We start from the raw sequence: 26186 nt of genomic DNA, 5'->3' as shown, positions 1-26186 counted from the left end.
GGTTAGCAGGTGACTCGTCGGCTCCAAGATTAAAGAGGAAGATTTTATGAGTATGACCGTTGCTGGACGAATTATTGACTTTCTGGGCAGTCTGCAAGGTATGGGCCGTCTGCAGCCACCTGCCGATGGCGCACGCCGCGCGGTGATTGACCTGTCCAACGGCGCCATCATTGAAGCCCATCCGGACTACCCTCAAGGCGAACGCTTGTTGTACGAGCGCTCCGGTAGTGCCAAGGAGAGTGTCAGCACGACGAAGCTGGTCAAGCTACGGCTCACGCGCCACGCTTTCGAGCGTTCCGTCATCGCTGGTGGATCGGTCAAAGACAACTACCAGCACGCTGCCGACGATTTTCACCGCAAGACCGGCTTTGGCGAGTAGCTTCGGCACCGGAATTCCAGTGTGCGCCACAAGCGGCGCCGGCGGCGTTCCGGTGTGACGTGGCCGCGCCGATGGAATCCAACGTGCATGCGATGGCTGAAGGCCGTACAAAACAGGCGGCGAAGATCCCGGGTGGCCCCGCACAGCGCTCGACCGCATGGCCACTCTGGCCGGGATCTGAACGTGGTTCGTTTGCCTCCTGCCGCCTGGTGTGGTGTCAAGCCGGCCGTTCATGCTTACCGTGAAAATCCCATGAGATTAGCGTAAGGTGCCCAAAAGTGATGCTTTGAATGGCGCATTTATGCCGTGAGGTGTCCGATACTGCGGTTGCTAAAGGATCGCTGCTCGATACGAGGAATTTATGACTGACCAGAATAAGCCGCTGTGCAAAGTGCACGGCATGATTGAGCCAGGTGCGATGTGCTCTTCCGTGATTGTTGGGGCCAAGTATTGTGGCTATGCTGGGAAATGCGAGCACAAGGTGACGGCTGCGCAGAACGCCGATAGCCAGGCGGCGCAGGCGAGCCACAAGGTGGAATGTCGCGGGAATGAGTGATGTGGCCTGCAAGGCGGTGACGGCCGTACAGGATGCGGTCACGCAGCTGCTATGCGACGATTCGCAGAGGGCGGCGCGCGCGGTGGCAATCTCGGGGCCCGTCGCCGCCGGCATGACGGTGCCCTCGGCCCTGATCTTCGCGGGCAGGGACCCGGTGGCCGATCTTGTCCCACGCCGTTCGTTTTTGTGTTGACAAGCCGCTTGTCAGTGATACGATAGCAAGACTTTTTTGGTGCTCGGCACCAGGCAAGCTGCCCGCCAAAGTTACTCAAAGCGCAGCATCGCCACTAGGCGAATCGTCAAGTAGTGCGTCTCTCCCCGACTGTTCTGCATTCGCGCAGCCAGTCGTCATGTCTAGTTCTTTCCACCATTAGCATCGTCCCGGCGTCTTTGCTGATCGATGCTTTCAACCCCTGCGGGATCGTAGTGCTGATCCCTCGCCGGGATTTGCGCTGCTCCGCATTTCTTACAGGAGTTCGCAAGATGAATGCTCAAGCTATTTTACTGTTGCAAAAAATTGGCCTTGGTGTACTCGAAGCCGTCGAGGTTGGCGGTGATACAGGTGCGGCAGGCGGCGTCCTGTATGCAGCGATGATGGCCCATGGTGCAAGCCTGAGTCAGTTCCAAAGCTTCATGGACACACTGCTTCAACGCGGTTTCGTTACGCGTTCCGAAGACTGCTACCACATTACTGCAGCAGGCCAAGTCTATAAAGCACAGCTTCAAGCCAAGTTCGGAGCTCCGAGATCGACAGCGCAGGCTTCCGCCTGATCTTCCTTCTTTAGCTCACCAGTGTCCGGGTTGCTCGGTATCCTCGGACACACAACATCAACCCGATGCGGGATAGCACTCCCGCCCAGGGATGCTCCCGTTACCGCTTAATCGGAGACTCATTATGAAAGCAAGCAATTCGCAAACTGCTGTTCCGGCAGTGGTCAGCAACCCAGCGTTGGTGGAAGACGGAGTTGATTTTGATGTCTCGGTGGAAGTTTCTGTCACCGCAGAATCGGCCGAGCAAGCAGCGCAGTTCGCACTCGACGATTTGCGTGACCTGTCGCTTGCCCCAATCAACTTCACCGTCAAAGCCGTCAGCAGTGGTCAGGTTCAAATGGTTGCTGTCGGTGAAGCTCTGCTACCGTGGGAGCGTGACGACGTTCAATTTCCACGTCTGCTCGCCGAGATCATGGCCACGCAAGACAAGCTGGATATGGCAGCGCTCGCTGAATCGATGGATTTGACGATCGAGGAGGTGACTTCGTTGTTCGACCGGGCCCATCAGGCTTGGGAACAGGTAAAGGAAAACATCCTTTGATCGGCACGATGCGTGCCGGTAACGCCTGATTACAATTTTTTTCAACCCTAGCGGGAGACACTCCCGTCCGGGATTGCTCCCCAAATTTTTTCAAGGAGCAATCATGACAATGTTCGAATTGACCCTGCGCGGGTCCAACGCTGCATCCAAAGAGTCTGCCCACCGGTCTGTCTTGGTGGCCACTTCAATGCCGGAAGACCTGCTGACACAGCATCTGGTGGACGCCGGTCTGTTCGTGCCAGAAGGCTTGGTAACAAGTATTGCTGCCGTCGGAGGTTTCGGCAACGCAGTTCAGCCGGACTTCGTCTTGCCGGGTCAATTGCCGGCACTGAAAGTGCGCTGCAAAGTGCTTACCGGTCAGTTTCCAACGGTTCTTGACGCATACCGGTTGTTGGCGCTGTCAGACGAGTTTCTCGAAGATTGGCAGCAGGATTCTCCGCGCGATCCCCAGTATATCGAACGGCAAGCTGAGTACGACGCCATCCGGCCGATGTTTGAACTGGCTCCAGATCTGTTGGCGCTTGCTCAGGCTGTGTACCCCAACTTGGAAATGCTCTCGGCGCACACGTTCCGTTTGACTTACGCGTCGAGCGAAACGCAGCAGTGGATTGGCCTGGCAAACCGTACGGTCAGCAAGTGGGCCGCGCAGACCAACGATGCGAGTCCTCAAAGCGAACATGAGTCGTTGTTCGAGTGCCTCGAACATCTGAGGCGCCTGCGCGATGTCCATGCAAGCCGGGTTCTGAATCTGAAGCCGTAAGCACCTCTCCTTCGGCGCTACAAGAGCAACCAACCCACGCGGCTGGTTGTTCTTGAGCGCTATTCAATCCTCTCTGATGGAGCAAATGATGCAATTCAATACGAAGGTTCAAATGACGCTGCACCACGTCAACGGCCTCTTCCCGGAGGTGACTCAGGTCTTCTTCGGGGCTGACGGTCGCTGGTTCTATTGCAACGAGGACTTCGAGGCACCGAACTTCGATGAAGCGCCTGGTAGGGTGGATATTGGCCTGTTGGAGGATGCGGCTGATGCTGCGGACAACGACAAAGGCTTTCCGTGCGCCTACCGGCTGCTCACTCTGGCGGACTACTACCAGTGGTGGGATAGACTCGGCGACATCCCGGTTTCTGAAGGGACCAATGAAGTCAAAGCCGACGCGATCGAGGAACCGTTCCTACACTTCCCTGCAGGCACGCACCGTGAAGAAATCTGGCACTGGTTTGAAGCGCAGCATCCGGATTTCGTGGTCGGAGAAGTCATGCAAGGTATTCGGAAATTGACCGTCGAATAGATTTTAGGCGCCCGCGCATTGCTCATGCGAGCCGGGTTTCGAATCTCAACCTGTAGGCACCGTTCCTTCGGCGTTAAAAGAGCAATCAACCAGTGCGTTGTTGGTTCTTGAGCGCTATTCAACCCCATCTGAAGTCGTATCAAGTGCATGGCACCTGTGACGCTTCGGAATTCCTTTTGGAGACTATGCAATGAAACCATGTACTGTTGCCGTTATCACCGGCTACGATCAGAAGCCCCATTTTGCTATTGTCCACGCCGATCAACCAGGCTGGCCACTTGCGTTGTTGGGCTTTGCCACCGGCCTCGGTATGACCGAGAACCGCGCGCAAGCCGAGTTCTTCGCCGCGGCGCCCACGATGTTCGAGCTGCTGGAGCACATGACGAAAGAGGTCGTGTCGCTCAATACCACCACCGTGCTGCCACCCGGCCATCAAGCGAAATTGAGTATGCTGGCCGAGCGCGCTGCCGTGTTGGTTGCAAGGCACGCCAAAGCGCGTTGATGCGATTCCCACCATGCCGTGAAAGGAGACATGATGAATCACATTCAAACGGCCAAGGCTATTCACCACCAACGGCCGGCGGTTGCGGCCTCGGATGACGATGCCAAGTATCGATTGGAGTGTCTGCAAGCGCTTGGGCACGCCGACGAGGCAGACTATGTGCAATGGGAGCATTTGCAGACCCGGCGTCGTGAAATGACCCTGAATACGGTCATCATCGACGCTGTCGGGCCGTGGTGTTTGATCCCGCAATAACCGGGCTTGAACACGCGACCTGCACGCCGGCTTGGCGCTGCAGCGAGCGTCAATGCGGCGTCTCGAATTCGGCGCCAGGGCGACCGCATCAATACATCGGTGTCGTCCTGGCCCGACCTGTTGCGCAAAGCCCCAATGCCCTGATGACGGGGCAGATCTCTCAATGCGCTGCACGTGCAGCGTGTCTTCAACCCTGGCGGGGCCCGCTCCCGTCTTGGGATCGCTCCGCCGCTATTTTCAAGGAGCATGCAATGAAAGATTCGTTTATCACTCGCCGCTATAAGTCGGGCTGGATCACCACTTGTTGCGACCGGGCGATCGGCGCCGAGGTGGTCAGTGTCCTGTTTCACGATCACGCCTCGCGCGACGTGAAATCGGTTCACGCAGCCAAGCACGCCATCACCCGCTACCGCCCCCAGCCAGGCGTGTAGTTGCCAGGCCTGCGTTTAGCGATGCGGTGATGGCGCATGTGGCGCTGACGATGACGTCCAGACACCCGGTGTGCCTCCTGTAGGCCCCGGGTTTAGCGCGTCTAGTCGACACGCCGCCTGCTCACCGCCGCCGGCCGCTGCGATCTTGATTTGAGGATCTCGGTCAGTAGACTGGCCTCAATGAGTGTAACGACGCCTGCCTTGCGCAGGACCGCGAATAGCCAATTCAATGAATGAAGGAGAACATCATGAATCAACATGAACAAGGCACGGCCGTGGCCGCGCCAGCAGATACCAATGTCAATCTGGCCTCCCGCCAGGTGCTGAACCTCACCGAGCGCGAACTCAAGCCCTGGTTCGATGCCTATCGCAATATCAAGGCCAACGCCGTGGATGGCAAACCCATTTTCGGCGGCCGCACCCAGTATCTGGTGCGCCACATGAAGCGGCCACTGCAGCGCGACCAGGCCGACGGCTACCTGCGCGAGCATTGCAAGGCGACTGACCGTCACGTGTTGGTGGTGCCGATCGTTCTGGCTTCTGGCCGCGGCGGCTTCGCCTTCGGCGCGGTGTCCTGACCACCAGCCGGCGGCAACCGACCGGCATCGTCCGGCTGCAGCAGCATCATGCTGTCTACGAGGAGACCCCTTATTCAAGGGGCTCCTTCCCACATCAAGCTCCAACGCTAGCTTTTGTTGAAGACTTCGGACGGAAGGAAACTCGGTCCCTGCCTTCAACCGCGGCGTGCCGCTTCCGGCACAAGCCAACGCGGGATGCCGGCTCGCTGCCCACTTCGAACGCGGTCAATTGCAGGATTGACTTTCCTGCTGGCGCTGGTAAGCTGACCCTAGTTTTTGGTGCTCTTTTGCGCCTGGCAAGCTGCCCGCCAATCATCGTGATATCAAGCGCAGCATAGTTTTGTACGACCTTCACAAGCGTTCGCGTGTGAAGCTATTTCAAATCTCAATGAACGTCCTGTTCATCTGAGTTCTCACCATCCATTGCTCACCTGAGCTTCTGGATTTTCTTCTTTCCACCCCGGCGGGACCGTTTTACCTTTCCCGCCCAGGGATTGGTGCGGCTCCGCCATTCTCATTGGAGCTTTCTATGCGATACATTCACGGCGAGTGGGACCACCTGTTCAACTTCCGCTCCTCCCCTGTTGATGTGCGTTTTGTCTTCGACACCCTTTCGGGCCAGATCGTTGAGATGGATCTTCACCTGGCCGGCAACTACTCGCCTGCTCTGAAAAACGAGATCGCTGACGTCGAGCACAGCCTCAAAAGCGCAAATGAAGAAGTGTTCTCCACGCCGGTTCAATTCGGTTTGGAGCGCTCCAATTTGCCGCCTGAATGGTCGAGGTTGGCCGCCGCAGCACGGGCGCTCACCTAGGCCTTTGGCTGCTTGTAGTCACTGCGCAGGGGTATGTCGTCCCTGCCAGTTTGCGCTCCAAGGGCAAGGTACTTGTTTTGCCGTTCAATCGCCGCCCCGCGCGGTATATCTTCAATCTCATCGCTTGTGCCAGTTCCAAGTGAACTGTCGCAGCTACGAAAGGACGAATCATGGAAACGAACGCTTTGGACCGCCTCATCGAGGCATTGAAGGCTCAGATTGGCGTGTACAAGCTGGAACTGCTGCAGCACTACCCCAACGACCTGCTGGTGCATGACCGCGCGTCGTTTGAGCGGTTCTGGGCACCTGGTCAGCGCTTCGGCTGGATGGTCGGTCACCGTCATACCCATATGGCTGCGATTGGCCTGCACGTGGAAGAGAACAAGGTGCTGGGCTATCTGCTGAACTTGGCCGCCGATGACCGTTTCTTCGAGATCGCGATCGGCCAGGATGGCCAGTCGTTTTCCATCAAGGAGATTGGTCGCGAAGGCTTCAGGTCGCTGATGAACACGCCTGTGCCTTACCACCGTATGGGTCAGCACGAAAACTTCACCCTGTACCGTGCAGGAGGTGCTGTCGGGAGTGTGGTTATCACTCCGACCGGTACTTACGAAATGCGTGTCTACAAGGCGGTCCTCGCTCCCAAAGCGGGATCGTTGGCGCGCGACGCTACTGCGCTTCATCTGTGGTCGGACTATGCCTGCCGCGGTTTGGCTGGCTCGTTGTTCTACCGCAGTGAGTACGTCGTGACGCCGCCTTCAGCTGTTTTGCTGGTGGCGTAAGGCATCGTGGCTGGACTTCGAAAGTAGGCCCGGTGTTGTTCCATGCCAGCGGACTAGGGTTGACCGATAAGGTTGACCTTGGCCCTGGCAATTCATTGTCATTTCAATCCCGCGCGGCTCCGTCGCCCTCTCAAGGGCGCTGGCGTCGTGCTTTCTATTTCAAGGAGTAAATATGTTCGATTTTTCTCAGTCTGGCCATGCCGGCCAATGGCAGCCCGTTTTCACCTCCTGGCGTCATGGAGGCTGGTATGTCAGTAACGTCCGGCACCTGGGCGGCGGTTGTGGCTGCGTGAGCCGCAATTACCCGGACAGGAAGTGGCGCATCGTGTGCGATCCTCGTCGCAAAGATTTGGGTCAGGAAGGCGACTTCACCTTCCCCAGTCGCGACGCAGCTGCATTCGCTGAGCGTGAGATGGCGAATGCGACAATTGCCGCCGAACTGGCCAATTGGCAGCAAGGCGACGGCATTGGCGTGTATCTCCAGAAGGTGGGGCAGCATGAAGTGCGCATTGGGCCTCATCATTCCCATGGCTATGCATTGGAGGTCGTCCGCCAAGGTAGCGAAGAGGTCGCGGTCCGCACTGGTTGCCCGGAACAGGTTCTCCAATGGGGCATGGATGCGGTCAAGCAGTTGCGTGCGGAGTTGGGCGGCGAAGACAAGAGTTCGTCGGATGACGTCGTCGCGGCATCCTCCGAAATTCCGGCGGCGCCAAACGGGCAGTTCCGCTACCTGGATGTCGCGACTTCGCACATCTCCAAGGCCACTTCGGAATTTCTGGAGTCGGTGGCAGGTTCGAACAGCCTGGGCCAGACCGTGGCTTCGTACGAGTACGGGTTCTTTGTCACCGTCCGGGAAGACCAGCAATACCATGACAGTGTTCCTGAAGATCTGCGCACTGTCCTGGAATTCGCTCGCAAGCAAGGCTGCATCGTCGTTCGCTTCGACGCCCACGGCCTTGACCACGAAGTACTCCCCAGTTTTGAGTGGTAGGGAGGACGCCATGGCCAACTACAAGTTGTCCAAGGAGCTGGATGTCGTTGAACCGATCGAGTCGGCCGTTATCGTCCGCGTCCGCAGCATTGCTGACGACGGCGTGGTGACTGCCTATTCGTGCAAGCTACGACACCCTCGCTTCAAGAACCGCTTCACGGTGCCGCACTACTACGCGCGGTTCAAGTGCAAGGGGAAAGTGTATCTGGAAGATGCCCCTGACCCTGCTGCACTTGACGAGATTCTCGTGCGTGACTACCTGAGCGGCAATGTCTTTACAGGAGATGAAAAATGCTGACCAAAGCAGAGAGCAAGTATGAAACGAAAGTGCGCGATCTGGCTCGGAAAATCGCCACGTCCGTGCTGCAACTGTCCAGTCCGGTGACGGACCAACAGGTCCTCGAGGTATTGCGCAGCCAGCAGTGTGAGCCGCAGTTGCTGTGCGATGCGTTCTGGTTGCTCGATAACGGAATGGTGCGCTTCGAGCAGTACGATACCTGGCATTCGCGTTTGCGCAGCCTGCGCAACAACCCGGTGGTGGGTAGAAAGATGTTTGATTTGTTCCAAGGAGTCACCGCGTAACATCGAAATGCCCGTCCCCACAAGGGATGGGCATTTTTCATTTTGAGACTGGGATTTTGGATCGCGCGCTTGGTATGAAGCAGTGGCGCTATGTCGCTTAACCGGCCGCCGAATGCTCGACTTCCGCGTGGCTTGGATTTGCTGGTGATGAGCCCTTCTTGAGCCAGTCGACGCGGGCCAGCATCAGTTCCGACAGCATGTGCGCCAGGAAGGCGTCGTACATCTGTTCGAAGGTGATGCTGGTGTCGAGCTGTGGCCACGAGCGGGTGAACGGTGGAACGTATCGGTTGATGGGCGCCAGCAGTAGATTTATGCCGGCCTGGTTGCGCGAAGGCAATTCGTATCGATCGTCGAGCAGCGCTTCCTCGTAGGCTTTGACGACGACCTCTAGCACGTCCCGCAGCGACATGTCTTCGTGGAAAATTGGCGCCAGAACCGTCCGGACGTCGCGCCACGCGAATGAGGGGGCGCCAGCTTTGGTATAGGAGAATATGGCTGTCAGTGTGGCGCTCGGCATGGTATCGGTCGGGGCAGTTTTGGTTATGGTTGCACAATAGCTCAGGATGACTCGATATTCGAATTCCCGTCAAGACGCTCCCGTGCGAAGTGTCTGACCTGTCTCCTTCCGGCGGCGCCTCCACGTGACGGGAGCAATGGCCGAAGTGCCCCTGCAGTAGCCAGATGGCGTTTCCCACGCCGGGGCAGTCTGGCGCGGCGACAGCAAACCCAGTGCGGCCATCCGATCCGGCCGGCGGCTTCGTTCGAGCGAACGGCTTCAGACCATGGGGCGCCGTGAAAGCTCATAGCGGTGGCTGGCGGCGCAATGCGGCCCTGGCCAGCCAGTCCAAGCACCACCCCCAAAGTACGCTCATGGTCTCGTCCAACCCGTCCAGCAAGGGCAACTGGGCTACCGCCTCTGGTATCGTGGCTTTGTCGTCCAAGTTCTGCAACGTTTCTTGTGTCTTGTGCTCGGGCTTTCGATCGCTTCGCAATGCGGCAGGTAATGCTGGTATCCAGAAGACGCTTTTTTAGGGCAGCTGGTGGAAAGGAGGGAAGGGAGTACGGTAGCGTCGTACCGTTGCGCCGCCAGGCGCTGTAGCAGGGCCACCACCCCTTGCTTGTGAGACCCATACCGCTGCGACGACGTGGCGGTGAAACCAAGCGTCGCTGCTGCGTCCACGTATCACTGTAACGGTAGTTTTGGTCGACCAGCGCAAGGCCGGTACGAGCTGGAGAACGCCTCGATGGCCTTTGAAGCGGGCTGCGACGGGGTGTTCCTCATTTCGATGGATGGGCATGACGAGGTGCTGCTGGAGCAGGCTGTGGAGGTCAAAGCGCGTTGGCCGCGGCACCTGGTTGGCATCAATTTCCTGTCCAGGCCGCCCGAGCTGGCCATAGAAGCCTGTGCAGAAGCTGGGCTCGATATGACCTGGATCGACAATGCGCAGGTGCATAGCCAACAGGATATAGTCCTGGCGCGCGGCATCTCCGCGCAACTGCAGCGCTTTGTCGACCACCAGCTATTTGGTGGCGTCGCTTTCAAATATCAGCGCCATGAGCCCAATCCCGGTCTTGCGGCGATGCGGGCGCAGGATCTGGGTATCGTTTCCACCACGACCGGCCCCGGCACTGGCCAGGCAGCCGACGTGGACAAGATCGCGCGCATGTATCGTGCTATCGGCGGCGGCCCGCTGGCGATCGCAAGTGGGGTAACGCCAGACAATGTGCTGGACTACGCCCCTTACTTGACTCACATCCTGGTGGCTACGGGGGTCTCCAAGAATGAGCACGAATTCGATTTCGAGCTGCTGTGCAGGCTCATGGGAAAGCTAAACACCAGGTACGGGACGCACGTCGCCGAGACGGCAGACTGATGTAGGATATCGATCATCGCGCAGTATGCTTCGCGCGCCCGTATCCGGTCCGTTTCCGACATTGAAAGGTCGCTCATGAAAAAGTACGTTGTATTGCTGTTCGCAGGTCTGTTGTTCGCTGAGGCAGCCAGTGCTGCGGGATGCCTGAAGGGCGCCGCCGCCGGCGCCGCTGTAGGTCACGTAGCCGGGCACCATGCTGTGGCTGGTGCAGTCGGTGGGTGCATTGTCGGGCGACATCTGGCAAAGGAGAAGGCTAAGCAGCAGAAGGAAGCCGAGCAGGCCAAAAAGGCTCAAGCGGCTCAGCAAGCAGCGCTGGGCAACCCAGCGAAGTAGGGGCTGAGCCAATGCCGGCTGGGGTGGTCTGGGCGCCCAGCGTCCTCCCTTTAGCGCGACTAGATCCCGGATGTCGTCGCGTGCCTGCCTCGAACTTGTGAGTCCACTGAGGGGGCTGCCTATGGCCTCTTTGAGTTAGTCGTGCCAGTACCGTGCGGCGTCGGCCGTGCAGCCGTGGAAATTGGCTTAGCCTCCGTACCGCTCTTCCACGTTCGTGACTTTGCAAGTCTTTCCGTGTGACGACCCAGGCCGATCCCGGCGCAATTCGACTTTTTTCTTGCAGCCTTTACAATGGGACGCAACACCCTGGAGCAAGGGGGCTAATCCCAGTGTGGCAATGGCCCAAGTGCCACAACCGTGCTGCCATAGAAAAGGATCGCCATGTCGATGAATGCGAGTACCGACGCCGAGGAATTGCGCCTGCAGATCCGGCATTTGCGTGCCGAGATGGAGGCAGTGGCCACCATCGCCCGCAATAGTGTCAAGACAAACAGCGCAGATCCTGAAAGCTGGCGAGCCGATATGCAAATGGTCGCTGAGCGCCTCGAAGCGCGACTGGCCACCTGATCAATGACGAGGGGTGAGGCTTCGATGATGATTGATACTGCCGCCTATTTCGCAAAACTTGCCGCCGGCGAAGCGATATCCGAAAGTGAAGTGCAGGCGCTGCTAAATGAGCTGCAATCGTCCCGAACGACAGCAGCCTATCTGGCGGACTGCCATGCTGCGACACTGGAGTCTATGCCCAAGTCGGCCAGCAAGTCGAGCCGTGTGCGTCAACGGACAATCTGCGAGATTGCCGCGCGGGCGCTGCGTGGCGATCGATCGGCCGTTCGCTTTCCCGTCTCGGTTGAAGCTGCCGCAGCCAGATGTGAACAGGCGGCCCATGATTCCCATAGTGTCAAGAAGGAAATTCCGTGAACCTCAAGGAGCGCAAGATGTTGTACCGGGTGCACCAAGCATTGGATAGCGTGCCTGGTGCTCATATTGGCGGTGGTACGCAAAGCACGACGGTTATCGGCGTGGTCAACTTCGGCGCGGATATCCAGCAGGTGCGTACCAGTGTCCTGCGCGCCTTGGAGGCGCTCTTCGATGGTGCCATTTCCAAGGAGGAGCGCGATGAGCTGTTTGAGGAGTATATGGGTGATGCCGAACGGTTTATCGCTCGTCGAAAGGCCGTTGACTGGCGCAGCCGTTAGCGCGGACAGTGGACGGTAGGGGATGATGTGGGTCGATTTGTCGCCGGGCGCGATGGTCGTGATCTGTGAGGCCCAGCGGGAATTTCGCACTGTCGTGCGTGGTCATGTCAAGGCAAACAAGGGACGTCTGACGACGTGGATCGAATTGCGGCAGATGTATGATGCAGAACGCATGAGCGCCGAGCGCAAAGTGAGCGAAGGTCTCGCGGCCATTGTTTAGCAGAGGACATGTATGCACCCTGAGGTGGAAGCCCTGGACAGCCATTATTCGAAAGACGTGTTATTGCCGTGCGCAGCCAAGAATATCCCCCGCGACCCCAGCCACGCGCTGCGCGTGATAGATAACAGCCAAGGTGAAGAGACGCCGTATTACACCTTCGCCTTCCAGTTCGATGGTGTGTTTTATCATCACGAAACCGGCCATGCCGTCCTGCAGTATGTTGGCGATCGCATCATCAATCAGTGGCCCTTAACTGTTGGAGAGCACGATGGAATTTGAACCTAGCGAGACGGACATGGCTGCAATGGCCGGCATGGATGCGCAGATCCTGGCTGAGGAGCGCGCTGAGGAACAGCGGCGCCAACAGGTGCTGGCCGAAGTGAAGTCGCTGGTGAGCAAGGAGGTGTATGCTGAGATCATCTGCGAGTTGACCGAGTGCTGCTACACGTTTGGCTACGAGATTACTGCGCAACCTGCTGGTGCGCTGCAGGATAATGGCGCCGGATGGGGCCAGCACTACGTCAACCAGACCACCAACGGCGGCATGTCGGGGGACGAGTATGCCGGCACCGTTGCAATACCGGTGGGCGAGGGCCGTTTTTTCCAATTTGGTTATGCAATGTGAGGAATGCTAGTTCATGAGCTTTATCATCAAGTGGATCATCAGGCTGATGATCTTGACCTTCACCATCAACGTAAGCTTTCGCGCTATGAACGCCATGCTGGTGCATGACAACGCTTCGTTGTATTTTCACCGCGACGCTTGTCCGGTCAAACCCAATAGCGATGGCGACTGCGTGATGGTGGGCTCTGTCTCCCATACGCTTGCGACCGATGATGTCGAAATTTCGACTGGCCGGACGGTCATGCTGGTGCCGGATAGGAATGTGGCGGTGATCAGTTACGCCGGCGACTCTGCGAGGTACGAGCCGTTTGGCAAGGTCGTTGCCTTCCTTATCGGCATGTCGATCATGGGCCTGGGCTTTCTTCTGGCCTTCGGATCGCCGCTGCGTGGCCGTACTACTTCAGCCGGCGCGCGATAACTCCGATCGAGTGCTGGGCCCCGTAGGGTGTCACGGTACTCCCGCTGCAGCTGCGCTCCCTTCCGCATTTTCCGCAAAAAAAACCCCGCACGCTCCGAGATGGAGGGCGGGGGAAGGATTGCAAGTTGCCGGTCGTTGAACTGGGTGGCCTGGGTCAAGGCGATTGCCAGACTGTCGTTCTTGGGTGCTCATAACTCGGCGAGGCGATTTCGGCAGCCACTGCCTTGATGATCGTCGGCTTGACGATCATCAGGGCGGTGGATCGCCGGGACTGCGGGCTAGTGACGGCCGGCGTCGAAACACTCCTGGCAGACTTCCGCGCCGTCCGGGGCGCCGAGGACGTACTCGACCTCGCAGTCGCATTCGCTGCAGGTCAAAAGCTCCGAATCACAGCCATCCGCTTCGCCTGGGCCGTTAGAGGCCAAGATGTTGCTTTCGTCTTCGGGCTCACCGTCGTCGGGCATCAGCACTGGGCTGTCGCCGATGAAGCAGTCGCGCAGGTTGGTGGGGAAGAAAATATGCTTCCACATGGCGCCGGCGGTCGTTTTGCCTTCGAACAGGATCATCTCGTATTGCAAGAGGTTATCCAGGTCGATGGCAGCGGCGTCGATGACCTTCGCTACCAAGGTGCCCGATTCTCGTTGCAGGACCATGGGTTGGTCGTGTTGCGAATGGTTGCCCAGCCACTGCACGCACTGTGCCACTTCGGCTCGATATGTGGCCATGGTGTTGGGCAAGAAAGTATTGGCCCAGAAACTGTGCTCGATTGCGCTCATTTGCATCTCCATAGGTAGAAATGCGAGATTGCGCACCAATCCCAGGCGGGATCGGTGGCGTTCCCGCGGGGTTGAAAAGTGCTCAGCCAAATAGGCTGGCACGGTGGGAAAAATGATTTGACTGAGTTTCGTGCTTAGGCGATCTGTGTGATCACCAAGGCGCCGTGCTCGCTAACCGTTACTGCGCCTGAAGGCGTTTGGTCTTCGGCAGATGCATCTGCCCATTGGCAGCTTGGACTGCGTTCCCAGTAATGCGGGTCATCGTAATACAGACCGCCGTCAACGTCCTGATACCGCTGTCGAACCAGGTCGTCCAACTGATCGGAGGTCATCGAGGCGGGCACCTGCAGCAATTCCGTGTACTCGACGCGGGTTAAGGCTGCGAGGGTGATTCGTACGGCTTTGGTGTCGGACATGCTTATGCTCCTTGGTGGAAAAGCGGAGCGCACCGGTCCCCAGATGCGGGAACAACGGGGTGCCCGCGGGGTGGGAAGTAACCTGGGCCTGTTGATCGGCCAAGGTCGATGAAGATCCGGGCAGTTAAGTCCAGATCGAAAGAACCACGTGTCAGAGACAGCGTGGCAGTAGACCGCGATGGTCTGGAAATTGAAAGCCTGATGGCGTGCTGCGCTTAGTTGGGCGTGCAGCTTGCCTGGTGCGAAGCACCGAGAACATCGTGATCGTAGCATAGGTTCGCACGAACGCGCGCGGCTCGGCGTGGCCGGAGATGGAGAGGACACCCATTCGCCTAGAACGCCGCCACATCAAAAGTCTAAGACGAAGAAATGTCTGCCCACTAATGCTGGTGGGCGTTACGTCGTTTGCCCATCTAGCAACGCCGTTATGCCTTCTTTGGGCGCTCGGATTGCACATCCGTCTTCAGTGTTGGCGCATTCATGCGGCGCATGGTCTCGCTGGATAAAGCGATAGTATAGGAACTGTGGATCACGCGGTCCATCACGGCATCCGATACGGCTTTAATGTCCCGGAGCTCGTGCTACAGCTTCATGGGCAACTGGCTGGTGATGATGAGTGACTTTACGCCGATGTGGCGCCAATAAGTGGGGTAACATGAAGCAACAGAATCAGTTCGGTGCCGCGTTTAGAGCAGTGCGACTTGCTCGAGGCCTAACCCAAGAGGACTTCGCGCATGAATCTGGCCGCACCTACATCAGTGAACTTGAACGTGGGTTAAAGCAGCCAACACTGCAAAAAATTGATGAGCTGGCGGTTCCCCTGACGGTCCATCCGCTAACCCTCCTGATCTTGGCCTATCTCAAAAAATTTGACGACCAGTCGTGCGAGGAATTGCTTTGTCTTGTACGAAGTGAGCTTCGAGAAGTCCTCAGTCGATAGCACGTTCATTCAGGAAGCGATCGACCGTGCCGGTAGCGATGTCGTTTTTGGCGAGTGAAGCAGCCCTGGTGCTGGCTAACCCTGGCGCAAGCGCAGTCGACTATGATCCAGTTTTCACGCCACTTCAAGGATTCGCGCCAGCGCGAACTGGTGACACGTGTTGCAGGCAGAGCAGGAGCTGGCCGCAGCCCGCCGCGGCGTGCGCCTGAAAGGGCAGGATGGCTATGGGCGCGCTACGGGCTACTCCGGCTGCGTCATTGCTGGAGGCCGCGGCCCATGCTGGTTTTGCAGATTGTAGTGAACCTTGAGGTCCTGTCGCCATCTCAGGCAAAGCGTAGTAGGATTTTGTATCAATGCGAAATTCGAGCGTAACGATTCTTCGGCCAATGGCCTTTTTGTTGAGGATGGTTAATTCAATGGCGGAAAAGCGCAGTAGTAATTCCGGCTGGATTGCAGCGACCTTGGTGCTGGCTCTCCTGGCACCAATGGCTTGGAATCCGGTCGACTATTTCTGGGAGGCAGGAGACTCGGCGTACTATCAGGCGCGTCAGGTCTATATGCGCGGCAGTGAAGCGGACCGACATGCAGTAGTCGCTGCATTTGGCGGAAAGAGAATCACGGTGCACGACTACTCCGCAGTGATTTTCCCGGCTTACATCAGGGTCGTCAAATCGGGGGAGTCGCCATACCCCGAGGCCGAGCGACAAAAGACCCGTGGTCAGCAGCGCGCGGATCTGGTATCGGTCATCGGCGCGGGGCAGTAGCGGTTGTCGCAGTCCACTCGTTTCATGCTTGGTCGGTACCCGTGTCATTTTTTGAAAGTGTGGTCGGTCAGAACGGCGCCAATAGCGCAGCGTTCTAAGGATAAATTTTTGCAATAGCTGGTAAGACTAAGGAGTTCGCATGGAGACGGTGGACGTTTTTCGTCTGGTTTCAATGGCGTTTTTGGCGGTGGTGGCCGCGCTGCGTGTTTGCGTTGGCAAGCAACCAAATGGGTCGTTGCTTGTTTCTGTCTGCCTTTGTGTTGCCATAGTTGCGTCGATAGCTCAGTGGCCTAGGGTTTCGCTTTTGGCCCAGACGAGCGGCCTCCTCATTGCGGGCATTCTGGTTACGGCCGAGTTTGTGTTCAAGCGCAGTCTGAAACGTCCTGGACCGCAGTAGTACTGCGGCAAGCGAACCTGGCCGGCCGGATAGGCGTACCTGCCCCATTCGGCGGGTGTCCTCAGACCGTATTTCGGTCGGCTCCTTAGAAGTTCATCACTCATTGAGCGTCGCGCGCGCCCTTGTTCGATTACCGCTCCGCCTGCCGCAGTATCTTCTTGGCCGAGCAAAATGCTATAAAGAGCGCATTGCCGGCTTCTTACCCCTTAGACTTCGCTGCCTGCGGCGCCGATAATCGCGTTCGGCGCAGCTCACCGCGTGCGGTCCATCGTTGGCGTGGCGTATGCGCGCTCGCTTCTGGCTTTCGATGCCGGTTTCCGGATAATTTAGCAGTATTAAGGCCAACAGGCGCAGGAGGGGCTAAGTGATGAATATGGAACAGGCCATGGCCATTTATCAGCGGGCGGTTGATCCGACCGCCACAGCACAGGAAGGTGCGGACTGGTGGCGTGAGGTGTTCGTGGAACTGACGGCCGTTGTTGCGGCGCCTTCCATCAGGGCCGCTGCCGGCGTTATCGCCTGGTGGAAGTCAGACTACGAGTGGTTGCAGGTCAATGACACGCCAGCTGGCGCTGCAGGTCGGATCCGTCGCGTCGCCAAGGTGGTGTTAAAGCGCAGCACGCGACCGAGTGCACAACCTTGCATCGCTTGATGATGCTGGGGGACTGCAAGAAGACGAGCTGTTACCGGTGTCAACATCGAACCTTTGAGGACATGATGAAAAAGAAACCGCGGTGGGAAAAGCAGAGCCTCTATACCCTCTTCGTCAAGCATTCGCGTGGCCAGTCGAGCGCCGCCGAATCGCTGGCCGTGACCGCCGCGACGGCTGATCGTCGTCCTGGCGGCTTCAAGTCGATCTACAAAGTTGGCGACCGTCTGGTCGTTCGTTAAGGAGCCACAATGGCCTATGTTTCACCACATCAGCGACAGAAGACCATGCTGGCCAAGCTCGTTTGGGCTTCGATCGGCGCAGGCGTTGACGTCGGTTTTTCCGACGAGGATCTGATTAAAGCGTTCGATCCTGCCACGATTCGCCAAGTTGCAGCCTCGGTCCGCCAGGCGCAGGCCGGGGCGGTTGCGGCGCCAGTCCAAAATTAGTTATGGGGTGTTGTGCCGACGATAACTTGTCGTGGGCTGACACGAAACGCGCCTACGGTGGTGCGATGGCGACAGTTTGAAAACCAAGGCGAGGGCGGTCCAATTGAATCGTGGCGCTGGTGCTGCCGCCTTGGCGAGCCCGAACAAGGAGAGTGTGTATGACCAATGTTTTGTCGGCGCCGTTGCTGGCGCTGTGCTGCCTGTGTGCTTTTACTGCTCTGGCTTTTGGCGCCTGGAATCTGGCGACGAAGCACGAATTCCTGTTTGGCCTCAGCTGTTCGGTGTTGGGACTCGTCGGTTTCAGCTACAGCGGCGCAGCCCTGCTCGACGGCTGGCGTCGTGGCAGTGGCAAGCGCGGCTGATACCGGGCAAGTCGATGAGATCAGGACAAGGGAAAGGGCTATCAATGGCGCTTGCCGAGGCATGCGGTCCGAAATCCCTTGCTCAGCAGACAGAGTTAATCGAGGTCTATGTCGACAGTTGCTAAGTTGCGTGAGAACGATGAAGGCCTGCGGTTGGCCCTGGATGCCGTGGTGCAGGCGAGCGCCTACGCCGGCATCACGCCGCCGTCGGTTGCCGTCTCGGACATGGCGCACTGCTTTGCGGTCTACAACCCGATCATGCATCGCGTGACCGTGGCCCAGGATGTTCTGATGGGCTTAGGCCTTCGAGATCTACGGACCCTGCTGGCCCATGAGGTCGGCCATGCAAAGGACCGCTTCAAGCTTGCATGTGACGCACTGCAGTACGTGCTGCCGCTATTTGCCCTGCTGATCGCGATCGGCATCTCATTCGGTTATATTGCCCACTTGGACGGTGTCGATTATTTGTTCTGGGTTACGGTTGGGGGGGATGTATGCGCTGCATACCTGTTCCAGCAGGACGCTACGCGCTTGGGACGCATTGGTCGCGGTGCGCGAGGCGGAAGCCGATGCGTTTGCAGAAGCGTTCGTGCGTGACCCTGGTGCTGTCGAACGGATGGCGGCCGGTTGCCGTTTAGTGAGACCCTCGTGTGGTTGATACATCGATTCAAGGTGGGCTAAGTCTTTTAGCGCCCAATTGGAATTTCCTGCTACGCGTTGATAGTCTGTGTTTTGATGAAGTCGAATTCGGCGCTTGACGCAGTTCGGACTTGGGAAGCGGAGGGGGAGATGAAACATGCTAAGTTCTGGCTTGTGATGGCGGTTATCGTGGCAATCTCTGTTATTGCGACGGCAGGTTTGGTCTTGATTTGTGCGAGTTCCTATGGCGAGTTTATGCAGGTATTGCCCCGTGTTGTCGCAGCGTGGGTTTTGATTTTCGCCTGTATGGGGGTAGGTTATTGGTGGGAATACGCGCTTTCCCATACGTATCATACGGGTGCTGATGATCAAGGAAGGTAGGCTGGGCCCACATGTCAACCGCGAAATACACAAACCCTATAAATCGAGCTGCTTACGGCGCTGCGATAGCCGATCTGAGGAAACTGCTCGCGGCTGTCGGCCGCCACGAGTTCAAAGCCTTCGGCTATGCCAAGCAGATTCGGCGCTACCGGCACCTGGCTGAAACCTTGGCCGTGCAGCCGGGTCAGACTGTTCGCGTTGAATCGATCCAGCGGCGTCTGGGCGGTCCCAGATACCCCAACCGCATTGGTGTGGTGCGCGAGCGAAATGCCCTCGGGAGGGACAGCGGCGGCCTGTGGTACGTCGAACTCCAGGCCACTACAAGAGCCAAGGCACGTGTCACGCTGTTCTGGGGAGACGAGTTGATACCATTGGCAGGTTGCGTGCAAGCCGGCGATCACTCGCGCTGATCGTCCCTGCCTTTGCTAAGTAGTCCAAAGTGGATGGGTAGTGCTGTTGTCTAAGGTGCCACTTCACAGTATTGTCGTGCTTTCGATGTGTTGAATTCTGGAGTTCTATGCTTACTGAACGTCAAATGCTGCATGTAGCGAACGTGTTTCCTGATTGCAGACAGGAAATGACTGGGTACCTGGAGAGTGGGGCTGAGGTCTTTATTAGCCCGCAGAACGAATGTGGTCCTGACGTCCCTCCATACGCCATCCGAGTTGTCGAGCATCCCGCATTCTGGATCGACTGTGCGACGTCTGTCCGGAGTGCGACCAAGCTTGCCCGCGATTTGGGTCTGAAGGTAGTCGAATCACCCACTGCTCAACGTTCGTAACGGCGGCCAAGGGCGCGTGATGACCACAACAGCAAAGAAAATCAAACTCTCACCATCCCAGCGCCGCGTCTTGCAAAACGTTTCGGAGGGAAGATCGTGGGATTCTCACATCACCGGCCGAAGTGCCTACGGTGGTGCGACGGCGACGTTGAATTCGCTCACAAAACATGGGCTGCTTAAAAACTGCCAGATTACCGATTTGGGTCGCGTGGTGCTGGGGGCATTGACGCCGGCCAACGGACGCGCCTGATGCGGTAAATGTGGCGCTGGAGCCCCGTCGGGAGCGCTGTGAAAGCGTGTTGGATTCTGTTGAACGCCTTGTAGCGCTCCGGGCATGCGTTGCCTTGGGGCCGGATGGGCATTATCAGCCAGCGGGTTTTCGCTTGGCATAGAGCTTTTTCTTGGCCCGCCAGGCCCTTGTTGTAGAAGGGGGCGCAGAGCGTAGCAAATGATAGGAGTGTATTGTGCAAGTTACCCAATCGTCTGTCACCAAGCTCACGATTACCGACGTGCCAGGCCTCGACACGATTACGGCGATCTTCGAGGACCTGATGCCAAAGCGGGGCAAGGTCATTTTGGAGTGTGCGGGCACAGCCTGGTCGGCAATGTGGAGCGGAATGGGCGAAAAGACTGTGGCCCAGTTTGTTGGCAGCATGAGCGAGGAATACTTGGCCAACTACCTGTCCAACGAACGCAAGGACATTGTGGACGCAGAGAGCATCAAGAGCGGTGCGCAACGACACATTTTGCGGCTGCGCCGCGGCTTCGTGGTTCCGGCGGTCGGCGGTCGCGAACGGGTGCTGCGCATTGGCCGCGGCGAGCTGACCGCCCGCGAGGCGAAGGCACTCTGGGACGAAGTTCAACTCGCGCGCTTTGGTGACGACGGCTGGGCGGCGTACAACCTGTTGGAGAGGATCTTCGGCGCCGAGTGGTGGTTCCAGCTGCCGACCAAGCCGAACCCCAACTATCTGTACCTGTTTCGGGTCATCACGGCTGTCCAACAGGCCCTGCAGCAGCGTCAGCAGCTGACGGCGTTGGCGTAAGGGAGCAGCCATGCGCGTTGAATTTAACCAGCAAGGCACGTTCCAAGCTCTCTATGCGGCGCAAGCCTGGTGCGAGGAGCATGGGATTTCCTATGGACAGTCCTGCGCTGGCGGCCCGACAGGGCTCCTGTTTGGGCATTGGGACTGGATCGCGAAGTGGCGCAACTTAACGGTCAAGGAGCGCGCGGCGTTGCATGGAACGATCGAGGGCGACATGCGCGAAGGCCCAGTGGTGATTGTCCTCAAAGATGCGGCCGTAGCGGCCTTTGGCGCTAGTTTGGCCAGCGCGGTTCCGCTATCGGCGCCGGTGCCAAGTCGCAGCGGCCAGGCGTGAGCTGGCCCAAAATCTGGGCCGGCTCACGCACGTATTCCCGCTCTACGAGACAGGCTGACTTCTTCGCCCAGTCCCTCCATCATCGCGTTGAGACTGGGACTTAGTCGGCCGAACATTTCAAATGAAACTCCGAAAGGACCGGGCATGAAATCTGGTAAGACACCAATCCCCGAAGCGCTATTTGCGTTGGCGCGCGAGCGCATGCGGCGTGACGCCACCTTCACGCCAGAAGACGTCCGCGTCCACTTGGCCAAGCAGGCGCCCGACACCCTTGCGTCCGTCAGCGGAAAAGGCGTCAACTGGGGCATCGTGGCTGATCGCGTTACGCGTTCGTGCATTCGCGAACTGCGTGCCACCGGTGAGATAGCCCCGCTCAAGCGCGGCACCTGGGCCAAAACGAGTTTTTTGAAGGAGGCCGCATGAAATTCGGGCAGACGGAAATCCCTGGCAGCCTCTTTAAACTGGCGCGCGAGCGCATGCTGCGGGACCCGACTTTCACGCCCGGGGACATCCGGGCACACCTGACCAGTGCAGGGCTGGACATGATGGTGGCCATGGATGCCATCAGGCCGAACCACTGGATTATCGCTGACCGCGTCATGCGCGCGTGTCTGGACGATATGCGCAATGCCGGCCAGGTGACGCAGCTGAAGCGGGGCGTCTGGGCGCGTTCCGACTCCCCCGGCGCCGCCATCGAAGGCGAGTCGTCGCCACGCGATGCTACCCGGCTCTAGAGCGCAAGCACCAGCTGTGAGCGCGCAACTCCGGGGGAATGGGCAGGGAACTGCGCCGGCGAAATCCAGAGCAGCTTGGCCACTTGGCCAGCGATCCTTCCAATGAGTCCGACTATGCCCCTATACCAATGCCAGAAGTGTGGTTGCGTGGAAAATACCGCAGCCGGGTTCTATCACGACACCGAAGACCTTCGATGGCCTGAAGCCGTGCGTGGTAAGCGGCTATGTTCAGAGTGCGGGCCAGCGGCGGAGCAGGATGGCACTCCGACCACTTGGGGCCGATGGCACAACCTGTTTGCCAAGCGCTCCGCAAGCGGCATGGCTGTGGACGAAAGCGGCCATCTGTGGAGCGCGGAGTCTGCCGCCTCCGGCGCGCTTCCCGCCTACGTGCGCATCGTCGCGACAGTGCCATAAGGCGGCGGCCGCCAGCAATATTTTTCCATTCCGGCGTCATAGCCGCCTTTCATGGGCTCGCTTGGCATCTCCGACACGTTTTTCTTGGCCGGTCCCGTCTCTATGCCCCGATGGAGAGGGCTCGGTGTCGTCCAAGCCATGCTCTCCCGCGCTTCGTGCTCGCTCCAGGCCCAGCGAGGCCAGTCATCTTTCCCGTGGTTTGGACCATGTCCAGGTTTGGCATGGTTCCTGGTTAAAAACGACGGGAGCGGGCTATTCAGTCGGCGGTCGGTATGCTGCAATGACGGTTGCCGGGCGCCTGACCTTGTGGGGGCTGCAACGACTTCACCCGGCCTTGTGGGGATTTCATTCGTTCGGGAGTGTTTATGTCGTCCTTCATCACCAAGCTGTGCTGCGTCGGTGTTGTGCTGGCCGTTGGCGCGGGCACTGAGCTGTCGCTCTACGGGCGCTATGTGGCGTTGGGGGCGCCCGCCGCATCGGGCCAGGGTACGCCCGGGCTGAGCGCCGGGCTGGGCCCGGCGTCGGGCTGTACCGCGGCGCCGGAGGCGGGAACGACCACCGTCCCGCCGGCGCTGGGTCTGTCCACGGCCGGTACTGATGGCGTCCTGTCCATCAAGAACGATTTGCGCACGCTCGTTGTGGTGGTTTTGGGCGACACGGGACTGACTTCCCTGTCGCGCGCGATTGCCGTCGGTGGCAATTCCAAGGTCAGCGTGCGCATGGTCCCTGGTTCCTTCGGCTTTGGCGTGATGGTCGGTGAGCGATGGTGCAACCTGGGCAGGGGGTTTCTGGGCGGGGCAAAATATGCCATCAGCGGCGGTATCCCGGTCAAGACTGGGGTCGTCACGCAGGCAATGATCCGGCCGGGGGCGGATGCGGGCGACGTCAAGGTGACCTACCGTACCTTCCCTGATCCTGGGCGCGCAGCGCAGACAATTGATCTGGTGCGCTCCGGGAATGGATTCGTGAAAATTGGCACGGTCAACGGCATGTCGGCAGCGCTCTTCATTGATCCCAAGACGCCTGTTTCGGTGATCTCGTCATCCTTCGCGCGCGATGCCGGTATCGAGTGCAGCGCGGCGATACCGGACGACGCTGGTGACCTGCCAGCCGGCGCCTGCCTCGGCCTTGCCGCGGCGATCTCCCTGGGCCCGTTCACAGTGCACGACGTCCCCGTGGCGATCATGCCTGGGCCAAGCCGTTATATCCTTGGCGCCAACGTCTTACGTCACTTTCGCGTCGAGTCGGACTTCATGACCATGCACATTGCGCAGCCGATGACGGCGGAGCTGGAGCTCCAGGCAGGTGCTCTTGCGCGGACGCAGGCGTGGCCGCAGCCGGCAGGCGTAGAGCGCCGCGCCCACGGGGCCGTCGCCATGGCCAATTTGCTGCTCGCGTCGAGGAGCCATCTTGCTAGCGCCATGGCTGGTGTCGGGTTGGTGACGCTGATAATCGCTGTGGCGCTATTACGTCGCCGCGCCGGAACCACAAGGCCAGCGTCCGCGCATCCGGTCTCCAATCGTAGCGGTGAATTTTACGAGCAAAAACAGTTTCGCCGGCCCCGATCGTAAATGGAGCATCGGCGTAGTAGCGGGACCGCAGGCCCGCCGTCACACCGCCACCGAACCAGCTGCCGAATTCCGACGTACCAGTGCCACAGGCGGCTGGTAGTCGTTCCGTAACGTCGGCAGCCGCCATTTCGTGGTTGTGGGTCGCACCCGCGTAAGACGCTTTCTAGCGCGATCAGGCGGGACGCCGGCGAGCAGGTCTCACCTTTGGGTTAGCGCGCCGCGTGCGCGTTGGTGACACCTCGCTATCTACTCTGTCGCTGACCGATTCATTCTGGCTCGGTCCTGGCTTGGTGTGGGCGCGCTTATCTGCGTTCGACCTGCGTGCCACGACTAGGGGGAGCGAGCGTTACCCGATGTGTTGTGGCGCCGGTAATGCTGGCAATCGCGCCTTCATTCAGAGATGCTGGCGTTGCGCTGGGCGACGGGAGCGCTTGTCGTTGCGGGACCAATCGTGCATTGTGGACGCTGGCCGGTCGCAGGACGGCCGCCCAATAGGGTAGGGCGACCTGGTGCTTCAGGTCGTCAGGATATGGAAGTTCAAAAAGGGGACCGATGAGAACACTCGTGGGATTGCTCGACCGCGCCGCGCTGACGCTGCAGGAGGGTCTTTTGACTGCGGCCCTTGGTGATCGGTGCTCGGTGATCCTGGTCTTGTTGGTGACGGCTGTTTATCCAGATTCGCTTGCGGTGTGTTTCTGGCTCGGCCTATGGAACTTGCTTGGGTTCGACAGTGTTTCGCCCAAGAGCGTGGGCATGTCGATCCATCAGTTCCACGCCTTGGCCATCGCGGTGATGCTCGTTGGGGTGCTGGGCATTTTTTCTAACCTGCGCAAGATGGCCTCTCGCCCCCCTGTGAGGGATACCGTTCACCAGTGACCGCGCCCGCAGAAACGATATGCCAAGACCGCCCTACGACCCTGTCACCTTGCGCGTTACCTGGAATGGTTTTGAGCCGTGCCTGATCGGCGACGAGCTTGTAACGCGCACAGGCCGGCGCTATCTGGTCTTGAGGATGTCCGGGAAGCGTTTCGATTGCATGGTGCTGCCGAAGGACTCTCCTGTGGAGAGTCGTCAATGGAATCTCACCTGGAACAGATCGAGATAGGCGGTATTGAGGCTGCGGCGCAGGGGCTTGCCCGTGGAATACTTGTCGTCGTGTGGTCGCGCCGCTCGGCACTAGGTGGCTTGTATAGGGATCGGCCTCTAATGGTACCATCGCCGCGCGTGTGCTCGCGTGGTAGGATTTACCCAATGGGTAAAGAGTTAGGTCTGCGATGAGACACGAAATACAAGCCCAGCGGGAATTTTTGCTCGAGGCCATGGAGATCTTGGGTTTGGATGAGGCGGCGTTTGCAAAGCGTCTCAACGCCTCGGATTTTACGCTGCGAAAGTGGCTGGCGGACCCGGACGATCCCCCGAACTATCAGGAGTTGCGCCCGATTGTGTGGTCGCACGTGCGGGAGATTTTGGCGCACGAGGCGCTGAGGAAGCGCCTTGAACATGTGTCTTTGCCCAGTGAGGTCGTTACTTGAATGGCGAAGTACGGAGTTTATGCTTGTACCGGCATAGACAGACCGCGCATTGGTGGCGCGCCGTGGCGCCGATTTCGAGTATGGCCAAAGGACGAGGTAGATGGGAAAAAACATGGCAGGCGGAGAGCAAGTGATTCGCCGCGAGCACAAGACGCTGACCGGCTCGACTGGCGCCGTCTATTCCGCTTGCGAGACCTACCGGTATCTGCTCTGGCGTATTTGGGACGAGTCGCTGCCGCCAGCTTTGCTGCTCCTGATGAATCCAAGTACGGCAGATGAGACGTCCAACGATCCAACTGTGGAACGTCAGATTCGCCGTGTCCGCATGTGGCCGCAGATCGGGTTCCCGGTGGAGGTTGGCGGCTTGGTCGTTGCGAACGTGTTCGCGTACCGCGAAACGGAATCGGAAAAGCTGGCCGGCCTGCACCAGTCGGGGTTTGACTTGGTGGGCCCGGAAAATGACGCCATGATTGTTGCGGCTGCCAAGCGTGCCGCCGTGGTGGTGTGCGGCTGGGGCAAGCCCGGTGCGTTAGGTGGGCGCGATAGGGCCGTGTTGGAGCTCCTGCGAAACGAGGGCATCAAGCCCTTTGCCCTCAATCAGAACCAAGATAGCACGCCGACGCATCCTTTGTTCGTTGGCTATGCGGCAAAGCCTTTCGAGATGTCGCTGCAGAGTTCCTCATAACCCGATGTTGCGGCTCCAAATGCAGTGGTAGGGGGCGAGGCAGCCATGGGGAAAAGGGACGGCCAGTGACATCAAGGATGACGTGGTCAAGTGCCAGTGGAGATGGCGGCTTACCGCAAGAGGGAGGGGGCAGGCGAACCTGGGCCGCGCAGCGCACGGCATTGGGAACTGGACAG

General features: G+C 58.8%; 46 protein-coding genes. 43 read left to right on the top strand and 3 right to left on the bottom strand.

Annotation, left to right across the window (positions count from 1 at the left end; all coding sequences use genetic code 11):
* The first annotated feature begins 46 nt into the window (after nt 1-46).
* From GTP90_RS01265 to GTP90_RS01200, 15 genes are all read left to right on the top strand, one after another.
* Entirely contained in the window at nt 47-379 is a 333-nt protein-coding gene (locus GTP90_RS01265; protein WP_161081749.1) for a hypothetical protein, read from the top strand.
* A 361-nt stretch (nt 380-740) separates the two neighbouring features.
* Nucleotides 741-935: a hypothetical protein gene (locus GTP90_RS01260; RefSeq protein ID WP_161081748.1), complete on the top strand. Its 195-nt coding sequence runs from the start codon at nt 741-743 to the stop codon at nt 933-935.
* A 483-nt stretch (nt 936-1418) separates the two neighbouring features.
* Nucleotides 1419-1706, top strand: a complete 288-nt coding sequence (locus tag GTP90_RS01255) for a hypothetical protein (RefSeq protein ID WP_161081747.1) — start codon at nt 1419-1421, stop codon at nt 1704-1706.
* A 124-nt stretch (nt 1707-1830) separates the two neighbouring features.
* On the top strand, nt 1831-2247 hold the full coding sequence (locus GTP90_RS36330; protein WP_175047946.1) for a hypothetical protein: 417 nt from the start codon (nt 1831-1833) through the stop codon (nt 2245-2247).
* A 103-nt stretch (nt 2248-2350) separates the two neighbouring features.
* The gene (locus GTP90_RS01250; protein ID WP_161081746.1) at nt 2351-3007 is read left to right on the top strand and encodes a hypothetical protein; all 657 of its coding nucleotides are present in this window, start codon (nt 2351-2353) and stop codon (nt 3005-3007) included.
* 85 nt (nt 3008-3092) lie between these two features.
* Nucleotides 3093-3539 (top strand): hypothetical protein, encoded by a 447-nt coding sequence (locus GTP90_RS36580; RefSeq protein WP_217431924.1) that lies wholly within the window; start codon nt 3093-3095, stop codon nt 3537-3539.
* A 190-nt stretch (nt 3540-3729) separates the two neighbouring features.
* Nucleotides 3730-4041, top strand: a complete 312-nt coding sequence (locus GTP90_RS01240) for a hypothetical protein (protein WP_161081745.1) — start codon at nt 3730-3732, stop codon at nt 4039-4041.
* Nucleotides 4042-4071: 30 nt separating this feature from the next.
* Entirely contained in the window at nt 4072-4296 is a 225-nt protein-coding gene (locus tag GTP90_RS01235; RefSeq protein WP_161081744.1) for a hypothetical protein, read from the top strand.
* A 251-nt stretch (nt 4297-4547) separates the two neighbouring features.
* On the top strand, nt 4548-4727 hold the full coding sequence (locus tag GTP90_RS01230) for a hypothetical protein (protein WP_161081743.1): 180 nt from the start codon (nt 4548-4550) through the stop codon (nt 4725-4727).
* 248 nt (nt 4728-4975) lie between these two features.
* Complete coding sequence (locus tag GTP90_RS01225) at nt 4976-5305, top strand: hypothetical protein (RefSeq protein WP_161081742.1); 330 nt, start codon at nt 4976-4978, stop codon at nt 5303-5305.
* 529 nt (nt 5306-5834) lie between these two features.
* Nucleotides 5835-6119 (top strand): hypothetical protein, encoded by a 285-nt coding sequence (locus tag GTP90_RS01220; protein WP_161081741.1) that lies wholly within the window; start codon nt 5835-5837, stop codon nt 6117-6119.
* 170 nt (nt 6120-6289) lie between these two features.
* The gene (locus GTP90_RS01215; protein WP_161081740.1) at nt 6290-6901 is read left to right on the top strand and encodes a hypothetical protein; all 612 of its coding nucleotides are present in this window, start codon (nt 6290-6292) and stop codon (nt 6899-6901) included.
* Nucleotides 6902-7073: 172 nt separating this feature from the next.
* The gene (locus GTP90_RS36325) at nt 7074-7892 is read left to right on the top strand and encodes a DUF5983 family protein (RefSeq protein ID WP_175047945.1); all 819 of its coding nucleotides are present in this window, start codon (nt 7074-7076) and stop codon (nt 7890-7892) included.
* Nucleotides 7893-7902: 10 nt separating this feature from the next.
* Nucleotides 7903-8190: a hypothetical protein gene (locus tag GTP90_RS01205; protein WP_161081739.1), complete on the top strand. Its 288-nt coding sequence runs from the start codon at nt 7903-7905 to the stop codon at nt 8188-8190.
* Nucleotides 8184-8474, top strand: a complete 291-nt coding sequence (locus tag GTP90_RS01200) for a hypothetical protein (RefSeq protein WP_161081738.1) — start codon at nt 8184-8186, stop codon at nt 8472-8474. Before GTP90_RS01205 ends, GTP90_RS01200 begins: the two co-directional genes overlap by 7 nt.
* Nucleotides 8475-8571: 97 nt before the next feature.
* On the opposite strand, the gene GTP90_RS01195 is transcribed toward GTP90_RS01200, so the two are convergent.
* Nucleotides 8572-8883, bottom strand: a complete 312-nt coding sequence (locus GTP90_RS01195; RefSeq protein ID WP_161081737.1) for a hypothetical protein — start codon at nt 8881-8883, stop codon at nt 8572-8574.
* A gap of 835 nt (nt 8884-9718) precedes the next feature.
* Between GTP90_RS01195 and GTP90_RS01190 the strand changes: the two genes are divergently transcribed.
* The 9 genes from GTP90_RS01190 (at nt 9719) to GTP90_RS01150 (ending at nt 13143) form a co-directional block, all read left to right on the top strand.
* Nucleotides 9719-10348: a beta/alpha barrel domain-containing protein gene (locus tag GTP90_RS01190; protein WP_161081736.1), complete on the top strand. Its 630-nt coding sequence runs from the start codon at nt 9719-9721 to the stop codon at nt 10346-10348.
* A 75-nt stretch (nt 10349-10423) separates the two neighbouring features.
* Nucleotides 10424-10681, top strand: a complete 258-nt coding sequence (locus GTP90_RS01185; RefSeq protein ID WP_161081735.1) for a hypothetical protein — start codon at nt 10424-10426, stop codon at nt 10679-10681.
* Nucleotides 10682-11062: 381 nt separating this feature from the next.
* Complete coding sequence (locus GTP90_RS01180) at nt 11063-11248, top strand: hypothetical protein (protein ID WP_161081734.1); 186 nt, start codon at nt 11063-11065, stop codon at nt 11246-11248.
* A gap of 24 nt (nt 11249-11272) precedes the next feature.
* Nucleotides 11273-11602 (top strand): hypothetical protein, encoded by a 330-nt coding sequence (locus GTP90_RS01175; protein ID WP_161081733.1) that lies wholly within the window; start codon nt 11273-11275, stop codon nt 11600-11602.
* Nucleotides 11599-11880, top strand: a complete 282-nt coding sequence (locus GTP90_RS01170; protein ID WP_161081732.1) for a hypothetical protein — start codon at nt 11599-11601, stop codon at nt 11878-11880. Before GTP90_RS01175 ends, GTP90_RS01170 begins: the two co-directional genes overlap by 4 nt.
* Before the next feature lie 22 nt (nt 11881-11902).
* A complete protein-coding gene (locus tag GTP90_RS01165; protein WP_161081731.1) occupies nt 11903-12100 on the top strand; it encodes a hypothetical protein in 198 nt (65 codons plus the stop codon).
* A gap of 12 nt (nt 12101-12112) precedes the next feature.
* Nucleotides 12113-12379: a hypothetical protein gene (locus tag GTP90_RS01160; protein WP_161081730.1), complete on the top strand. Its 267-nt coding sequence runs from the start codon at nt 12113-12115 to the stop codon at nt 12377-12379.
* Entirely contained in the window at nt 12369-12725 is a 357-nt protein-coding gene (locus GTP90_RS01155; protein WP_161081729.1) for a hypothetical protein, read from the top strand. The genes GTP90_RS01160 and GTP90_RS01155 overlap by 11 nt, the downstream gene beginning before the upstream one ends.
* A gap of 13 nt (nt 12726-12738) precedes the next feature.
* A complete protein-coding gene (locus tag GTP90_RS01150; protein WP_161081728.1) occupies nt 12739-13143 on the top strand; it encodes a hypothetical protein in 405 nt (134 codons plus the stop codon).
* Between the two features lie 278 nt (nt 13144-13421).
* Here the strand turns inward: GTP90_RS01150 and GTP90_RS01145 are convergent, their stop codons facing one another.
* Both GTP90_RS01145 and GTP90_RS01140 read right to left on the bottom strand, forming a co-directional pair.
* Nucleotides 13422-13919, bottom strand: a complete 498-nt coding sequence (locus GTP90_RS01145) for a hypothetical protein (RefSeq protein ID WP_161081727.1) — start codon at nt 13917-13919, stop codon at nt 13422-13424.
* Nucleotides 13920-14053: 134 nt separating this feature from the next.
* Nucleotides 14054-14335: a hypothetical protein gene (locus tag GTP90_RS01140; protein WP_161081726.1), complete on the bottom strand. Its 282-nt coding sequence runs from the start codon at nt 14333-14335 to the stop codon at nt 14054-14056.
* A 655-nt stretch (nt 14336-14990) separates the two neighbouring features.
* Between GTP90_RS01140 and GTP90_RS01135 the strand changes: the two genes are divergently transcribed.
* The 19 genes from GTP90_RS01135 (at nt 14991) to GTP90_RS01045 (ending at nt 26010) form a co-directional block, all read left to right on the top strand.
* Nucleotides 14991-15275, top strand: coding sequence for a helix-turn-helix domain-containing protein (locus GTP90_RS01135; protein ID WP_161081725.1), 285 nt, complete (start codon nt 14991-14993; stop codon nt 15273-15275).
* Between the two features lie 353 nt (nt 15276-15628).
* Entirely contained in the window at nt 15629-16039 is a 411-nt protein-coding gene (locus GTP90_RS01130; protein WP_161081724.1) for a hypothetical protein, read from the top strand.
* A gap of 139 nt (nt 16040-16178) precedes the next feature.
* Nucleotides 16179-16436 carry a hypothetical protein gene (locus GTP90_RS01125; protein ID WP_161081723.1) on the top strand — a complete coding sequence of 86 codons (258 nt, stop codon included), beginning with the start codon at nt 16179-16181 and terminating at the stop codon, nt 16434-16436.
* 364 nt (nt 16437-16800) lie between these two features.
* Nucleotides 16801-17088 carry a hypothetical protein gene (locus GTP90_RS01120; RefSeq protein ID WP_217431923.1) on the top strand — a complete coding sequence of 96 codons (288 nt, stop codon included), beginning with the start codon at nt 16801-16803 and terminating at the stop codon, nt 17086-17088.
* A gap of 62 nt (nt 17089-17150) precedes the next feature.
* Nucleotides 17151-17327, top strand: coding sequence for a hypothetical protein (locus tag GTP90_RS01115; protein ID WP_161081722.1), 177 nt, complete (start codon nt 17151-17153; stop codon nt 17325-17327).
* 9 nt (nt 17328-17336) lie between these two features.
* Nucleotides 17337-17534 (top strand): hypothetical protein, encoded by a 198-nt coding sequence (locus GTP90_RS01110; RefSeq protein ID WP_161081721.1) that lies wholly within the window; start codon nt 17337-17339, stop codon nt 17532-17534.
* 158 nt (nt 17535-17692) lie between these two features.
* Complete coding sequence (locus GTP90_RS01105; protein WP_161081720.1) at nt 17693-17896, top strand: hypothetical protein; 204 nt, start codon at nt 17693-17695, stop codon at nt 17894-17896.
* Nucleotides 17897-18004: 108 nt separating this feature from the next.
* Nucleotides 18005-18493, top strand: coding sequence for a M48 family metalloprotease (locus GTP90_RS01100; RefSeq protein WP_161081719.1), 489 nt, complete (start codon nt 18005-18007; stop codon nt 18491-18493).
* Between the two features lie 192 nt (nt 18494-18685).
* Entirely contained in the window at nt 18686-18916 is a 231-nt protein-coding gene (locus GTP90_RS01095; protein WP_161081718.1) for a hypothetical protein, read from the top strand.
* Between the two features lie 11 nt (nt 18917-18927).
* The gene (locus GTP90_RS36770) at nt 18928-19326 is read left to right on the top strand and encodes a hypothetical protein (protein ID WP_254451684.1); all 399 of its coding nucleotides are present in this window, start codon (nt 18928-18930) and stop codon (nt 19324-19326) included.
* 390 nt (nt 19327-19716) lie between these two features.
* Nucleotides 19717-19947, top strand: coding sequence for a hypothetical protein (locus GTP90_RS01085; protein ID WP_161081717.1), 231 nt, complete (start codon nt 19717-19719; stop codon nt 19945-19947).
* Between the two features lie 214 nt (nt 19948-20161).
* Nucleotides 20162-20740 (top strand): phiTE_072 family protein, encoded by a 579-nt coding sequence (locus tag GTP90_RS01080; RefSeq protein WP_161081716.1) that lies wholly within the window; start codon nt 20162-20164, stop codon nt 20738-20740.
* 10 nt (nt 20741-20750) lie between these two features.
* On the top strand, nt 20751-21074 hold the full coding sequence (locus GTP90_RS01075) for a hypothetical protein (protein ID WP_161081715.1): 324 nt from the start codon (nt 20751-20753) through the stop codon (nt 21072-21074).
* A gap of 144 nt (nt 21075-21218) precedes the next feature.
* Nucleotides 21219-21497 carry a hypothetical protein gene (locus GTP90_RS01070; RefSeq protein ID WP_161081714.1) on the top strand — a complete coding sequence of 93 codons (279 nt, stop codon included), beginning with the start codon at nt 21219-21221 and terminating at the stop codon, nt 21495-21497.
* Entirely contained in the window at nt 21494-21808 is a 315-nt protein-coding gene (locus GTP90_RS01065) for a hypothetical protein (protein WP_161081713.1), read from the top strand. Before GTP90_RS01070 ends, GTP90_RS01065 begins: the two co-directional genes overlap by 4 nt.
* Nucleotides 21809-22587: 779 nt before the next feature.
* Complete coding sequence (locus GTP90_RS01060; RefSeq protein WP_161081712.1) at nt 22588-23793, top strand: pepsin/retropepsin-like aspartic protease family protein; 1206 nt, start codon at nt 22588-22590, stop codon at nt 23791-23793.
* Nucleotides 23794-24345: 552 nt separating this feature from the next.
* The gene (locus GTP90_RS01055) at nt 24346-24669 is read left to right on the top strand and encodes a hypothetical protein (RefSeq protein ID WP_161081711.1); all 324 of its coding nucleotides are present in this window, start codon (nt 24346-24348) and stop codon (nt 24667-24669) included.
* Between the two features lie 398 nt (nt 24670-25067).
* Nucleotides 25068-25325 carry a transcriptional regulator gene (locus GTP90_RS01050; RefSeq protein ID WP_161081710.1) on the top strand — a complete coding sequence of 86 codons (258 nt, stop codon included), beginning with the start codon at nt 25068-25070 and terminating at the stop codon, nt 25323-25325.
* Nucleotides 25326-25425: 100 nt separating this feature from the next.
* Nucleotides 25426-26010 (top strand): DUF1643 domain-containing protein, encoded by a 585-nt coding sequence (locus GTP90_RS01045; RefSeq protein WP_217431922.1) that lies wholly within the window; start codon nt 25426-25428, stop codon nt 26008-26010.
* Nucleotides 26011-26186 lie beyond the last annotated feature (176 nt).

Source organism: Duganella vulcania, from assembly GCF_009857655.1.
GTDB lineage: Bacteria > Pseudomonadota > Gammaproteobacteria > Burkholderiales > Burkholderiaceae_D > Rugamonas > Rugamonas vulcania.
This window is presented reverse-complemented; position numbering and strand designations above follow the sequence as displayed.